Raw genomic sequence first — 14,024 nt, 5'->3', positions numbered from 1 at the left:
CCGTATGTTAGGCATCCGCCGGGCTGTCTACGTAGACCAGCGGTTGACGGATCTCCACCTGCACTTGATCATCCACCTCGGGCGCAGAGCTGGTGGATGTCCACGCACGGAACTCTGTCCCGTCCAAGTCGACGGTTACGGAGAACCCACTGACCTCGAACAAAGCGGACGTGACGGTAGCAGTTACTTCAGTGCCCGAGGATGACGAATCAATGGAAACAGCTTCCGGCAGCACCGCCACAGTGACCTGCTGACCGTCCTGGAGGAGACGCTGGTTCTCAGACGCATCACCGTCTTCCGACACAACCGTGACGTTGTCGACGGGCCACGATAACGCCGGTTTATCGACGGTGACGCGTCCGCCTGCAACAACACCATCCAACAGTGTCGCATCGGCGATGAACGACGCCACCCAGGCAGTAGCCGGGCGGGACACGATCGACATCGGGGTGCCGAACTGTTCCAGCTTGCCGTCCCGCAAGACCGCGATCCGGTCCGCGATGGCCAGCGCTTCCTTCCGGTCGTGCGTGACATGCACCGATGTCAGATCGGACCCCTTCGTCAGCGACACCAACTCGCGGCGCAATGAGTCACGGAGGGGTTCGTCGAGTGCTGAGAGGGCTTCGTCGAGAAGCAGCACCTTCGGCGTGGAGACAATCGCGCGGGCCAACGCCACGCGCTGTTGCTGGCCACCAGACAGGGTCGCAGGTTTGCGTTTGCCGTAACCGGCAAGTCCGACAGTCTCGAGAGTCTTCTCAACGTTGCTGGTGATCTCTGATCCCGCCGCACCTGAGCGGCGCAGAGGGTATGCGACATTGTCGGCAACGCTCATATGCGGCCAAACCGCATGCTGCTGGAACACCATGCCCATGTTGCGCTGCGCTGGAGGTGTTGCGGATTGATCTTTTCCGTCAATCCGGATCTCGCCTGTCGACGGTGCAATGAAGCCCGCGATCGTTCGCAGCAGGGTGGTTTTTCCCGACCCCGACGGCCCCACGAGCGCGACGAATTCGCCACTGGAAATGTCCAGGGTGATGTCCTTCAACCCCTCGGTCCCGTCAGGGAATTTGACGGACAGATCCCTTATTTCGATGTCGCTCATCTTTAAGTCTCCTTATCGGGGTTACGCACCGTGAGGGCCAAAGCGGCGATGCCAACGACCGCGAAAATGAGCGCGAGCGCCGATGCTTGGTTGTAGTTTCCGGATTGCTGCAGGTTGAAAAGTTGGACACCGATCGTTGTGGTGCCAGGGGCGACCAGAAGAACCGAGACGGTGAGTTCACGAACTGCCGTGACTGCAACGAGCACCGCCCCGGATGCCACCGCTGGCAGTGCCATTCGGCCACTGGTGTCCCACAGGGCGCGGAGTCGGCCCGCCCCCGAGATCTCTGCTGCCTCCTCCATCGCGCGTGGAGTCTTCGCCAACGGTGCACGCACCGCCTGCAGGACCATTGCCGTGAACGCGCATACGTAGGCCAACAGAATCACCCAGCGGGTGTTGTAAATTCCCGTGTAGCGGCCCACAATGACCCAGCCGACGCCGATGATAAGACCCGGTAGAGCCGACGGCAGCAACGTGAGCAGACTTAGCGCAGTGTTCGAACGCGCCCGCGTTCGCGTCACCAGCAGGCCAATGCTCCACCCGAGCAGCGCGCACAACAGGGCCGCGCCTGCGGCGAGCACAAACGAGTTCTGGAAACCGTCCTGCACACGCGGGTTGGACAACGTGTTCGTGAAGTTGCTGAGCGTAATGGTGTCCAGCGTCATCGGGATACCGGGGGCGGGCAACAGCGCCCGGTAAGCCAGCCCCAGAAGCGGGCCGAGCGTGATGGACAGTGCCAGAACCCAGGAAATGATCGTGATGGGCCATCGAGCTTTGCCTAGCGGAAGCTTCATCGACCCTTTACCTGTCGTGGTGGAAGCGTTCTTCGACACCAGGTAGTCGGCGACCACGGTGGCAATGCCGAGAAGCATGAGCACCGTTCCCACGGTGGACACCACCTGCAGGGGATTGCTCACCGTCCCCGATTCCATGAACCGGTAGACCATGGTGGCCAGCGTTTCATACTGCACCGGGGAACCGAGGATTGACGGAATTCCGAAGTCAGCCAGGTTTGACACAGCGGTGAGCGTGAAAGCACTGAGCAAGGCTGGTCCGAGAAGCGGGATAGTCACCGTGCGCAAGACAGTCGCGTTACCTGCTCCGCTCACCAATGCAGCTCGTTCAAGGTCCGCTGGAATCGAACGCAACGCGGCAGAGACAATGACGTACACCACCGGATAGGAGTGCAAGGTCATCAGGAAGATGATTCCGTCTGCACCGTAGATGTCCCACACTGGTTTGCCGAAAACGGCATTGAGCCCCTGATTGCGGCCGAACAGCTGAAGCCATGAAATCGCGCCCACGAAAGGCGGCACCAACAGCGGTGACAGAAGGAAAAGACGCAGCACACCAGACCCGGCCACGTCGGTTCGCTCCAACAAGATCGCAACAGCACCGCCTACGAGAACTGCACCCAGTGACGACAACAACGTGGTGTACGTCGAGTTCCAGGTAGCACTCCACAGTCCTTGCTCAATAAGCGTCGGAAACTGGTTCCCGCCGAGCGCGAGCGACACCACCATCGCGAGCGGAGCAATGAAGATCGCAGCGGCTAGTAACCAAATCCCGATTCGGGCAACGTTGAGGCCCGGCGAACGCTGTGCCTGCACGTACGGCCCCTACTTCATGGCCTTCTCGAAGGACTCCACCGAGCGATCCCGGTCCCCGGTCAGCGTCTCCAGGTCAGTGTCCATCAGCTCAATATCGTCCAGGCCAGGGGCATCGCCCGGGGTGTCGATTCCGTCGATAACCGGCAGGTAGTTCTGCTCGACCGCGAGCTTCTGACCGGCCTCCGAGAGCAAGAACGTGATGTACTTCTCCGCGGCCTCCTGCTGCTCCGAATTGGCGAACACGCCAATGGGTTCCGTGATGTACGGCGACCCCTCCGTCGCGTACACCTCCTTGATCGGCGAGCCTTGCTCTGCGAGGTCGCGCACCAGGTAGTCGACGACGATGCCGACCGGGTGGCCGCCACCTGCGATCTCCTGCGACGTCGGACCGTTGGACGCCGCAATCATCGGGCTGTTTTGTCCCAGGCCTTCAACCCAGGATTCCCCGAGCTCCTCATTATTCATCCACACGGTGGCGTTGAACGCGGCCGCACCGGACACACTTGGGTCCGGAAGGACAATCTTGTCGCGGAATTTCTCGTCCGTCAGGTCCACCCAGGACTCTGGCGCGTCCGACTCCTCAATTACGTCCGTGTTGTACGCGATGACAGTCGGAATGATGCGCGTGCCCACGTAGTATCCCTCGGGGTCAACTGCCTCCTCCATGACACTGCTGGTGTCGACGTCTTTGAGCTCGGCGAGCAAATCTTCGGACTTGAGACCTTCGAAGGTCGGCGCGTCAGCCGCCCACATCAGATCCGCTTCGACCTGGCCGGACTCACGTTCAGATTCGATGCGTGCTTTCAAGTCACCAGTTCCCGCGCGGTACACCTCGACCTGGATGTCCGGGTGCTCTTTCTCAAACGCTGCGTTGATTTCGTCGACCTTCTCCTCCGGTTCGGACGTGTAGATCGTGAGGACGGTGTCATCACCAGCGGCGCCGATGCCGGCATTGGGGTCCTCGGCCGGCTCCGAGCAACTGGAGAGACCGAGTGCGAGAGCACCCGTAAGGGCGGTGATGGTCAAGGACGTGCGGAGCAAGCGCATAACGACTCCTTCAAAGAGCGCGGTGAGATCGTGGATAGCCGAAAGAAACGAGGGGATGCTAACTGGTGCATAACCATCCTCATCCGCGACAGAACTTACCAAACTCTCAGAATTCTGCAGTGCGAGACGAAAACCGGTGCATAGAGCCGCAAAATATGCGAAAACCCGCGGCCACAACGGCCACGGGCTGAAAAAAGTGGAGCTAACGGGATTCGAACCCGTGACCCCCACACTGCCAGTGTGGTGCGCTACCAGCTGCGCCATAGCCCCGTAACTTCAGCGGATCTCCGCGAAGCGACTTCGATCAATATACACCGGGTGCGGACGAGACCAAAATCGCCCGCAGCCAGTGACTTTTAGCTAGCTAGCAAGTCGTCGAGCCAGTTCTCGAGGGGCTTGGAGTCGACATCCTTGCCGTCGACAAGCACGCGCGGGGAGGAAAGGTCACCGGTCTTGTCCACGAGGTCCTTCTCGTTGGCTTCTCCGAGCTCCTTGGCCTTGTCGACGTACTCGCCGTTACGGATCGCGTCAACCGCATCCTTGGAGGCACCGACTCCCTTCGCAAGGTCGGCGAGCTTCTCCGGGTCAGCGCTGCCGTACAGGCTCTCCTGCTCTTCGAGGAGGGCCTTGCGCAGGTTCCAGTACGCCTCAGTCTCGCCCTTATCGGCGAGCGCGAGAACAGCGGCCAGAGTGTTCGTGGAGTGGCCGAGCTGGTACTGCTCGCCGGTGCCGTCCAGGAAGACCAACGGCTGGATGTGGACCTTGACCTCGCCGGCCTTGATCTTCTCCAACATTTCGGCATCAGTCTTCTTCGCCAGGTCGGCGCAGTAGCTGCACGCGAAGTCCTCGTAGAGAGAGGCTTCCTTCGCGCCGTCGCTATTCTCGCCGGACAGAGTGATTATGTTGTCGGTCAGCTCCATGTTCACGCCGTCGACGGGCTCAACGTTCTCGGCGATGCGTTCAGCCTGCGCGCCGCGTCCGTTGTAAACGATCAGGCCGATCACCAACGCGCCGACGAGGAGAAGAGCGAGGATCGCCCAGAGGAAGCCTTTGCCGCCGGTCGAGTTGGGGTTGGACACCTTGGTGGAACCCTTGGTGTTCGACTTAGAAGAGGAAGTCACAGTGCATCACCTTATGCATTCGGGGTCAAGCTGTTCCAGCAGGTAAGTCTACGGGTACAGCGCGAATTTCTTAAACGGTCGGTAGATCATGAATAGCGTCACGGCAATCAGCCCGACGTCGCGGATGATGGCCCACCTCAGATCGCCGTCAGTGTGGTCCGGGTCGGGCCCGAAGCAGCCGCAGTCGATCTGCAGTCCGCGGGCATAGGCGGATGCCAGGCCGATGATGAAGAGGACGAGCACACCGAACGACACCCAGCCAGCGGGGCGAATCTTGATGCCCAGCAGCAGAATAAGGCCGCCAGCGAGCTCCAGTGGGCCGATAAGGTTCGCCAGCAGGCCGGACCAGTGCGGAGTGAAGATCTCGTACGCTTCGATGCTCTGCGTCACGGTCATATGTTTGCCGAGCTTCGACGCGCCCGACGTAATCCACATCGCGGCAAGTCCGAAGCGTGCGAGCGCGGAGAGCACATCGAGCGCACGTTCGCTTGTCGACGTCTCCTCTGTCCACTGGTCCCCGCCGTCTACGGCGCCAGCCTCTGCTACCTGCGCATCTTGCTTAATTGCCACCTCAATGACCTTAGTCGATGGGTGGGGTGCCGGGAAGTTTCCCGTGATGAGGTTTCTATCACCCTCACTAGCGGATTCTTATTCGTCGAGCACCGAACTGACCAGGTCTTGGGCTTCCTTCTGGACCTGCTCAAGGTGCTCCGCGCCCTTGAAGGATTCGGCGTAGATCTTGTATTTGTCCTCAGTGCCGGACGGGCGGGCGGCGAACCAGGCGCTGTCGGTGGTGACCTTCAAACCGCCAATGGCAGCGCCGTTGCCAGGGGCTTCGGTCAGCTTGGCCGTGATGTCCTCACCAGCGAGAGTGTCGGCAGTGACCTGGTCCGGGGACAGCTTCTTCAAGGTGGCCTTCTGCTCTCGGTTCGCCTCGGCGTCGGTGCGGGCGTAGACGGGGTCCCCAAACTTCTCCGTCAGTTCACGGTAGCGGACTGACGGGGTCTTGCCGGTCACCGCGGTGATTTCCGCAGCGAGCAGGTCCATGATGAGGCCGTCTTTGTCGGTCGACCACACCGTGCCGTCCTTGCGCAGGAAGGATGCGCCGGCGGATTCTTCCCCGCCGAAGCCGACGGAGCCGCTGATAAGCCCCGGCACGAACCACTTGAAGCCGACAGGGACCTCGACGAGTTCGCGGCCGAGCGAGGCGACGACGCGGTCGATTATCGACGACGACACCAGCGTCTTGCCCACTGCCGTGTCCGCACCCCAGCCGTCGCGGTGGGAGAAGAGGTACTCGATGGCCACGGCGAGGTAGTGGTTCGGGTTCATCAGGCCCGCGTCGGGTGTCACGATGCCATGCCGGTCCGCATCCGCGTCATTACCGGTCGCGATGTCGTACTTGTCGCGGTTGGCCACCAAACTCGCCATCGAGTTCGGCGACGAGCAGTCCATCCGGATCTTGCCGTCAGTGTCAAGAGTCATGAACCGCCACGTGGCATCCACATGCGGGTTGACCACGTCAAGGTTGAGCCCATGCGCCTCCGCAATGGCGCCCCAGTAATCGACGCTGGCGCCACCCATCGGATCCGCTCCAATGTGCAGTCCGGAGCTGCGAATCGCCTCAATATCCACGACATTCGGCAGGTCAGCAACGTAGTTCGCCATGAACGGGTGCTTGCCGGCGCGCTCATCGAGCACACCGCTTGTCGACGTCGTGTGCACCCCCTCCAGGTCATTCGCCAGATACTCGTTGGCGCGCGCGGCGATCCAGTCCGTCGCGTCAGTGTCCGCCGGGCCGCCGGATGGCGGGTTGTACTTGAACCCTCCGTCACGCGGCGGGTTGTGCGACGGAGTGATCACGATGCCGTCCGCGCGCTGCGGATCCGTGCCGGTCACACCACCGGCCAGGGTAGCGTTGTGGGCGAGAATTGCGTGGGAGACAGCGGGAGTCGGGGTGTAGCGGCCGGCATCGTCGACAAGCACTGCGACATCGTTGGCGAAGAGCACCTCGAGCGCGGAGATCATCGCGGGCTCCGACAGCGCGTGCGTGTCCCGGCCGATGTAGACCGGGCCACCGATGTTGTTGGCGCGACGGTAGTCGACGATCGCCTGCGTGGTCGCCCAAATGTGCTGCTGGTTGAACGCGTTGTCCAAGCTGGAGCCGCGGTGGCCGGATGTGCCGAACGCCACCTGTTGGTCCGGGTTCTGCGGGTCGATGTCGCGGGTGTAGTAGGCGGTGACTACCTCCGCAATATCGATGAGATCGTCGGGGCGTGCTGGTTGACCTGCTCGTTCATGCGCCATGGGTGCTCCTTGAAGTCCTGGTGTGTCTCCGTCGGGTACACACCCCATCTTTCCTTCACCGCTGACAAATTTCCACGAAAATCCGCTACCGTGAACCGCGTGGTAAGAGAAGGACTCGTTGTCGGCTTCGGAGCGTCATTCGGCGCGCTGGTGCGTTTCGCCCTCACGCCGCTCATGGCGTCGCACCCGCCGGCAGAACTGCTGGTGACGTTGGGGATCAACATTGTCGGGTGCTTCCTGATGGGCCTGTTCGATCCACCTGAGTTCTGGGGCAAAGGCTTCCTGGGAGGCTTGACGACGTTTTCCGCCGTATCCCTCGCATCCATGCAATCCAGCGCGCTCTTCGCGGCTGTGTACATGTTCGGCACGCTGGCAGTCGCCATCGTCGCATGGCTGCTGGGCGACGCCTTGCGTAACCGCGCAGGAGCCCCCGCGTGATCCCCGGGAATGTCGGTCCCGACGGCCTCGTCGGCGTGGGCCTCCGGGAAGCGCTGGGCACCGAGGCAGCCCTGGAGGTCGTGTTCATCCTCTTCGTCGCGGTCGGCGCCGGCGCGTTCCTCGGCGGCATTGCGCGATGGGCACTGTCGCTGGTGCCCGGCACCCATGTGGGTACGTGGGCGGCGAACATTGTCGGATCGGCCGTTTTCGGGTTTTCCACCCTCATGCCGGGAATGTGGCCCGCGTTCTTGGGCGCCGGGTTCTGCGGCGCATTGTCGACACTGTCCACGCTGGCCAAAGAGGGCGGCACGATGATCAAGAACAAAGAATGGGGCCAGTTGACCAGCTACGTTTTAGCCACCGCAGCCGGCGGAATCATTGCGGCGTGGTTCGGCACACTGTGGGCATCGCGAGCGTTTATGTGACTGTGTAGCCGTGTAACTGCGTGACCGTGCCCGGTCACTCGGCGATGGCGTCGAGCGGCGGTGTTTTCGCCGCCCGCTGCGCCGGCCACAACGCCGCCACCACACCGACAACGACGGAGCCGGCCAGCATGATCGCCAGCATCGTCCACGGGTAGGCGATGTTCTCCAGACCTTGGTCTGCGAGCACGGTGAGGAATGCCCAGCCCAGCGCGAGGCCCGTGATGATGCCCACGATGGCACCGAAGACCGCGATCTGCACCGATTCGAGAATGATCATGATGCGCACTTGACGCCTTTGCGTGCCGACGGCCCGGAGCATCCCGATCTCTTGCCGTCGTTCGATCACCGACAACGTGAGGGTGTTGATGATGCCCAAGATCGCAATCACCACCGCGAGCGACAGCAGCGCGTAGAGGATGTAGAGCATCTGGTTGATCATCTGCTGCGCTTCCCCGCCGACTTCCTCGGGCGAGCGGACTTGCACGACGATGTCTTCCTTGACCGCCTTCTCGAGGTTCGCACGCAAGGTGTCCTCGTCGACACTGCCGTCGCCGTTGGCGCCGACCATCTGGACATTGAGCGCATCCTCCGGCAGGAGCTCAGCCGCGGTGTCCTTGGAGACCACCCAGGTCTCCAGAATGTTGGACTCCCCGAACACCCCCTTCACCTCGACCATTGCGGGCGGGGCCGGCACTCCTGGCGCCGCGACCTCGACAGTGTCGCCGACACTGACCCCCTTCTCCTTAGCCAGAACTTCAGGCAAGATGACTCCGCCGCCAGTGAGGTCGGACGTGCCCTCGACCATGTCCAGGGCGATCAGATTGCCCGGGTCGCCGTCGATCACGTCGGTGATACCGCCGTCACCGAACTGGTAGCCGAACTCCCCCTCGACTGTCAGCGGGGTTCGGGAGTAGGTAACTACCTCGCCCACACCGTCGACCCCCTCGGCCTTTTCCGGCAGGTCTTGCGGAACCGGGAACGCGCCCATTTGGGGGCCGTAGAGGACCATGTCGGCGCTGACCTCGTTCTCTAAGACGTCGTCGACCGAGCGCTGCATCGTCGCCCCTAACATGCCGATCACCGTGACCAGCGCCACACCGAGTAAGAGCGCGAACGCCGTCGCCGAAGCGCGGCGCGGGTTGCGCTGCGAGTTCGTTGCGGCCAGCGAACCCACAGCACCGAACGGAGCTCCGATAGCGCGGCCGAAGACAGGAACGACCGGCAGGGACAGCGCAGGACCGGCCAAGAACAGCCCGATGATCACGCAGACCGCAGCGACTCCCACGAGACTCGCGCGCTGCCCTGTCGAACCGTCCTCCCACAGCACTCCCCACGCGGCGAAAGCTGCACCGGCGATCAGCAACACCACTCCGATGGTGGTGCGCACCTTCAGAGGCTGCGGAGCCGCCGATTCCGACGACCGCATCGCCTCAACCGGTTCGACCTGACCGGCCCGCTGCGCCGGCGCCCAAGCAGACAAGATGGTCACAATGGTGCCGATGACAACCGGCACTGCCACCGCATCCACCGACAAGCCCCAGCCAGCGCCGGGCAGCTCCATCCCCTGGGTCTCCATCAAAGCCCGGATAGCGGCGACCATGCCCATACCGGCGATCACACCGAGTGCGGATCCAATGAACCCGACGATGAGCGCCTCCGCCACCACCGAGCGGGTGATTTGCCCCTTCGAAGCGCCGAGCGCGCGCAACAGCGCGAATTCCTTCGTGCGCTGCGCAACGATCATGGAGAAGGTGTTGGCGATGAGGAAGGTGCCCACCAGCAAACCGACCAGGCCGAAGGCAATCAGAAAGTATGAAATGAAGGACAGGGCGTTGCGGATCTCTTCGGAGGTCTCGTCGGCAAGCACTTGCCCTTCTTTGACCTCGTAGTCCGGGTACTGCTCCCGCAGGTGCGCGCCGAGCTCCGGTGCGTCCACACCGTCCGCGGCTGCGACGGAAAGACCTGGGAGAGTGTCTTGTGAGGCCGACATGTCGCGGTAGGCCGGCTCATTCACCAGCAAGCTTAACGACGCCCCCTGGTCCAGCTCATCCGTGTACATGCCCGTCACCGTCATCGTGTGGCGGGCTTGCGGATCGACAACGATGATCTCGTCGCCGACGTTGATGTTGTAGCGCTCCGCCCCCTTCGCGTTCACGACAGCCTCACCGACATCAGCCGGCGCGGCCCCCTCGGCGATGTCGTAGGCCTCCCCTACCGCTTCTTCCGGCGGGTAGTACACCGAGACGGTAGATATGCCCGCTCCGGTCTGGTACGCCGTGCCGTTGGCATCAGCAATGACAACGGCTTTATTCGCACTGATGTTGACCCGGGAGGTCTTCGGGTCAGCGGCAATGTCGTCGTAAAGCTGCGCAGGGAGCGACGGTGCGTTCTCTCCCGGCAGGACCACTGCGTCGCTATCGGCGTAGGCGCTTGCCACAGCCGAATCGAACGTCTTCTCCAGCATGTTGGTGAACATTAGGGAGCCGGAAATGAACGCCGTGCCCAGCACGACTGCAAGCACAGTCAGCGCGAGCCGGAGCTTGTGCGCCGCGATGTTACGCAGCGACACTTTCGTCATAGCGGAAGACATCGTGGCTAGTTCTCGATTCCGGACATCGTGGAAAGGATGTCCTCCATCGTGGGATTGCGCAGCTCATCGACAATCCGGCCGTCGGCAAGGAAAACAACGCGGTCGGCGTAAGAAGCCGCGCGGGCGTCGTGCGTGACGATGACCACCGTCTGCTCATCATTGTCAACAGCCGTGCGCAGGATCTCCAGCACCTCCCGCGAGGAGTTCGAGTCGAGGTTGCCAGTCGGCTCATCGCCGAAAATGATCTCCGGCCGGCTCACTAGCGCGCGGGCGCAGGCGACGCGCTGCTGCTGACCACCGGACAGCTCGCTCGGACGGTGACTCAGGCGCTTACTCAGACCGAGGCGCCGCGTGATCTCGTCGAACCAGGCCTGATCGACGTTCCCACCGGCAATATTGGTCGGCAGCGTGATGTTTTCCTCCGCCGTCAGAGTCGGCACAAGGTTGAAGGACTGGAAGATGAAGCCGAGTCGATCACGTCGCAGCGCGGTGATCTGCTTGTCGTTGAGAGTGGACAGGTCCGTGTCACCGATGAAGGCGGAGCCGCTGGTGAAAGAATCCAGGCCAGCCATCGTGTGCATCAGGGTGGACTTGCCGCTTCCCGACGGCCCCATGATCGCCGTGAACTCATTACGACCAAAATCGACATCAATGCCATCCAGGGCGACGACCTGCGTGTCACCGACGCCGTACGTTTTGCGGAGCGCTACAGCGCGGGCCGCTGCTGCAGGAGCGTGACGCGTATCGACGGCATCACGCACACTCTCCCCCTCATTCAACGCGTGCTTACTCATGGCTAGAGCCTCCTCACTCGTTCCGGCACCCGACACTGCGAGTTGAATCGGTCACATCCTACAGTTTCCTTTGGATAGGCGAAAGACTCATAAGGGCGCAGCATCGCTCGCTGTGATGCTGCGCCCTCCGTCGAACTAACCCGGTACTAGCGCCCGATTCCGGCAGCCAGTTCGTTGTTCCGCTTGTTCCAGTAGCGAAGATATTCAATCAACAAGAAGACGAGCGGAACCGAAGCTGCGGCAGAGATCCACCTGACAATACTGAACGGAAAATCCGAGGACAGGTCGTTGGTGATTCAGCGTGTGCCTTCGGCCCATGCGGAGGACTCTTCGGCCCGTGTGCGTGTGTTATTTGCGGTAGTGTTTGTTTGCGCTGCTGATACGGTGTCGGGTTGTGCCGGGGTGGTGTGTGCGTGTGCTGGGAGTGCGGCTCCGGTGGTGAGAATAGCTGCCATCCCGGTAGCTGCGAGTGTGGTGCGGCCCATGATGTTCCCCCTTTTTTTTCACGGTTATGTGGTTCTATCTGTGAAGTCTTCGGGGGAGGAGGAATCGTTACAACCAGCGTGGGTTTAGGCAGACGCGGTTAACCCCCGGGGTGGCGCTGTGTGGCGCCGTTCCTCGGGGGTTGTTTGTGTCTGTATTGAGTTGTTTTTGTTGTTGTTGGTCGGCGGTAACTTACTCTCCCACACCCTCCCGGGTGCAGTACCATCAGCGCGGGTGGGCTTAGCTTCCGGGTTCGGAATGGGACCGGGCGTTTCCCCACCGCTATCAACCACCGACACACCTAATAGGGCTTGTGTGTCATGGTGACCACCACACTTCTGCGTGTGTGGTGTGGTCGGTTGTTTAGTTATCTGTATCTGTGGCATGTGTGTGGTGTGTCAGATACTGCATAGTGGACGCGAACAGTGTGCAATTGTTGGTGTTGTTTGTTTGTGCACGGTGTTTTTGTTTTGTTGTTGGTGTATTAGTACCAGTCACCTTCGCACATTACGGTGCTTCCAGATCTGGCCTATCAACCCCATCGTCTGTGGGGAACCTTAAATGAAACCTCATCTTGAAACAGGCTTCCCGCTTAGATGCTTTCAGCGGTTATCCCTTCCGTACGTAGCCAACCAGCGATGCTCCTGGCGGAACAACTGGCACACCAGAGGTACGTCCGTCCCGGTCCTCTCGTACTGGGGACAGCCTTTCTCAAGTTTCAACGCGCGCGGCGGATAGAGACCGAACTGTCTCACGACGTTCTGAACCCAGCTCGCGTGCCGCTTTAATGGGCGAACAGCCCAACCCTTGGGACCTACTCCAGCCCCAGGATGCGACGAGCCGACATCGAGGTGCCAAACCATCCCGTCGATATGGACTCTTGGGGAAGATCAGCCTGTTATCCCCGGGGTACCTTTTATCCGTTGAGCGACACCACATCCACAAGTAGGTGCCGGATCACTAGTCCCGACTTTCGTCCCTGCTCGACATGTTCGTCTCGCAGTCAAGCTCCCTTGTGCACTTACACTCTAGGCACCTGATTGCCAACCAGGCTGAGGGAACCTTTGGGCGCCTCCGTTACTCTTTGGGAGGCAACCGCCCCAGTTAAACTACCCACCAGGCACTGTCCCCAACCCAGATCATGGGCCAAGGTTAAGACATCCACTACGGTCAGAGTGGTATTTCACGTAACGACTCCACACCCACTAGCGTGAACGCTTCAAAGTCTCCCACCTATGCTACACAAACCGCAGTAAACACCAATACCAAGCTATAGTGAAGGTCCCGGGGTCTTTTCGTCCTGCCGCGCGTAACGAGCATCTTTACTCGTAGTGCAATTTCACCGGGCCTGTGGTTGAGACAGCAGGGAAGTCGTTACGCCATTCGTGCAGGTCGGAACTTACCCGACAAGGAATTTCGCTACCTTAGGATGGTTATAGTTACCACCGCCGTTTACTGGGGCTTAAATTCTCCGCTTCGACCACAAAGGGTCTAACAGGTCCTCTTAACCTTCCAGCACCGGGCAGGCGTCAGTCCGTATACATCAACTTGACCGTCTTCGCACGGACCTGTGTTTTTGATAAACAGTCGCTTCCCTCTCTTCTCTGCGACCACAACCAGCTCACACACGCATGTTGCGCTCACCAGTCATGGCCCCCCTTCTCCCGAAGTTACGGGGGCAATTTGCCGAGTTCCTTAACCACAGTTCACCCGACCGCCTGAGTATTTTCTACCTGACTACCTGTGTCGGTTTCGGGTACGGGCCGTACACACACATCGCTAGAGGCTTTTCTCGACAGCATAGGATCACCACCATCACCCACATATGGGCTACGCATCACGCCTCACACAAACAGGACCGCATTTGACTAGTCCATGTGCCACACGCTTGCACCACAATCCACTTAAGTGGCGTAGCTACCTGACTGCGTCACCCCATCACTGAACTACAACGGATCAGGCCCCACGCATCACACCCACCCGCAAACCAAAGGAATGCATGGCGGGTGGTCAGGGTGGTTAGTATCACCGCTTCGCACTTGGGCGCGTATGCACGGGTACGGGAATATCAACCCGTTGACCATCGACTACGCCTGTCGGCCTCGCC

Annotated in this window: 10 protein-coding genes, 1 tRNA gene, 1 rRNA gene and 3 other annotated features; of the genes, 2 read left to right on the top strand and 10 right to left on the bottom strand. The window is 60.9% G+C overall.

The window, feature by feature from the left end; genetic code table 11:
* Nucleotides 1-7: 7 nt before the first annotated feature.
* The 7 genes from HMPREF0291_RS04845 to pgm form a co-directional block, all read right to left on the bottom strand.
* Nucleotides 8-1,102, bottom strand: a complete 1,095-nt coding sequence (locus HMPREF0291_RS04845) for an ABC transporter ATP-binding protein (RefSeq protein ID WP_005288791.1) — start codon at nt 1,100-1,102, stop codon at nt 8-10.
* A gap of 2 nt (nt 1,103-1,104) precedes the next feature.
* The gene (locus tag HMPREF0291_RS04840; RefSeq protein ID WP_005288789.1) at nt 1,105-2,712 is read right to left on the bottom strand and encodes an ABC transporter permease; all 1,608 of its coding nucleotides are present in this window, start codon (nt 2,710-2,712) and stop codon (nt 1,105-1,107) included.
* A 9-nt stretch (nt 2,713-2,721) separates the two neighbouring features.
* Nucleotides 2,722-3,759, bottom strand: coding sequence for an ABC transporter substrate-binding protein (locus HMPREF0291_RS04835; protein WP_005288786.1), 1,038 nt, complete (start codon nt 3,757-3,759; stop codon nt 2,722-2,724).
* Nucleotides 3,760-3,956: 197 nt separating this feature from the next.
* Nucleotides 3,957-4,029, bottom strand: a tRNA-Ala gene (locus HMPREF0291_RS04830).
* 86 nt (nt 4,030-4,115) lie between these two features.
* Entirely contained in the window at nt 4,116-4,880 is a 765-nt protein-coding gene (locus tag HMPREF0291_RS04825) for a DsbA family protein (protein ID WP_005288784.1), read from the bottom strand.
* A gap of 48 nt (nt 4,881-4,928) precedes the next feature.
* Nucleotides 4,929-5,351: a MauE/DoxX family redox-associated membrane protein gene (locus HMPREF0291_RS04820; RefSeq protein ID WP_255998620.1), complete on the bottom strand. Its 423-nt coding sequence runs from the start codon at nt 5,349-5,351 to the stop codon at nt 4,929-4,931.
* 177 nt (nt 5,352-5,528) lie between these two features.
* Nucleotides 5,529-7,187, bottom strand: a complete 1,659-nt coding sequence (pgm, locus tag HMPREF0291_RS04815) for a phosphoglucomutase (alpha-D-glucose-1,6-bisphosphate-dependent) (protein WP_005288778.1) — start codon at nt 7,185-7,187, stop codon at nt 5,529-5,531.
* Nucleotides 7,188-7,277: 90 nt separating this feature from the next.
* Here pgm and HMPREF0291_RS04810 point away from each other — a divergent pair, with 90 nt between their 5' ends.
* Complete coding sequence (locus HMPREF0291_RS04810; protein ID WP_005288775.1) at nt 7,278-7,625, top strand: CrcB family protein; 348 nt, start codon at nt 7,278-7,280, stop codon at nt 7,623-7,625.
* On the top strand, nt 7,622-8,050 hold the full coding sequence (locus tag HMPREF0291_RS04805) for a FluC/FEX family fluoride channel (protein WP_005288771.1): 429 nt from the start codon (nt 7,622-7,624) through the stop codon (nt 8,048-8,050). The genes HMPREF0291_RS04810 and HMPREF0291_RS04805 overlap by 4 nt, the downstream gene beginning before the upstream one ends.
* A gap of 34 nt (nt 8,051-8,084) precedes the next feature.
* Here the strand turns inward: HMPREF0291_RS04805 and HMPREF0291_RS04800 are convergent, their stop codons facing one another.
* From HMPREF0291_RS04800 to rrf, 3 genes are all read right to left on the bottom strand, one after another.
* The gene (locus HMPREF0291_RS04800) at nt 8,085-10,628 is read right to left on the bottom strand and encodes an ABC transporter permease (protein WP_232210325.1); all 2,544 of its coding nucleotides are present in this window, start codon (nt 10,626-10,628) and stop codon (nt 8,085-8,087) included.
* Between the two features lie 17 nt (nt 10,629-10,645).
* Nucleotides 10,646-11,434: an ABC transporter ATP-binding protein gene (locus tag HMPREF0291_RS04795; RefSeq protein WP_005288765.1), complete on the bottom strand. Its 789-nt coding sequence runs from the start codon at nt 11,432-11,434 to the stop codon at nt 10,646-10,648.
* Nucleotides 11,435-12,096: 662 nt separating this feature from the next.
* A 5S ribosomal RNA gene (gene rrf, locus HMPREF0291_RS04790) occupies nt 12,097-12,214 on the bottom strand.
* A gap of 179 nt (nt 12,215-12,393) precedes the next feature.
* Nucleotides 12,394-13,250, bottom strand: a sequence feature (23S ribosomal RNA rRNA prediction is too short).
* A 10-nt stretch (nt 13,251-13,260) separates the two neighbouring features.
* Nucleotides 13,261-13,631: a sequence feature (23S ribosomal RNA rRNA prediction is too short), on the bottom strand.
* A 50-nt stretch (nt 13,632-13,681) separates the two neighbouring features.
* Nucleotides 13,682-14,024 (bottom strand) — a sequence feature (23S ribosomal RNA rRNA prediction is too short).

This window comes from Corynebacterium genitalium ATCC 33030 (assembly GCF_000143825.1).
Taxonomy (GTDB): domain Bacteria; phylum Actinomycetota; class Actinomycetes; order Mycobacteriales; family Mycobacteriaceae; genus Corynebacterium; species Corynebacterium genitalium.
The sequence above is the reverse complement of the archived record's forward strand: the minus strand, read 5'-3'. Positions and strand labels throughout refer to the sequence as shown.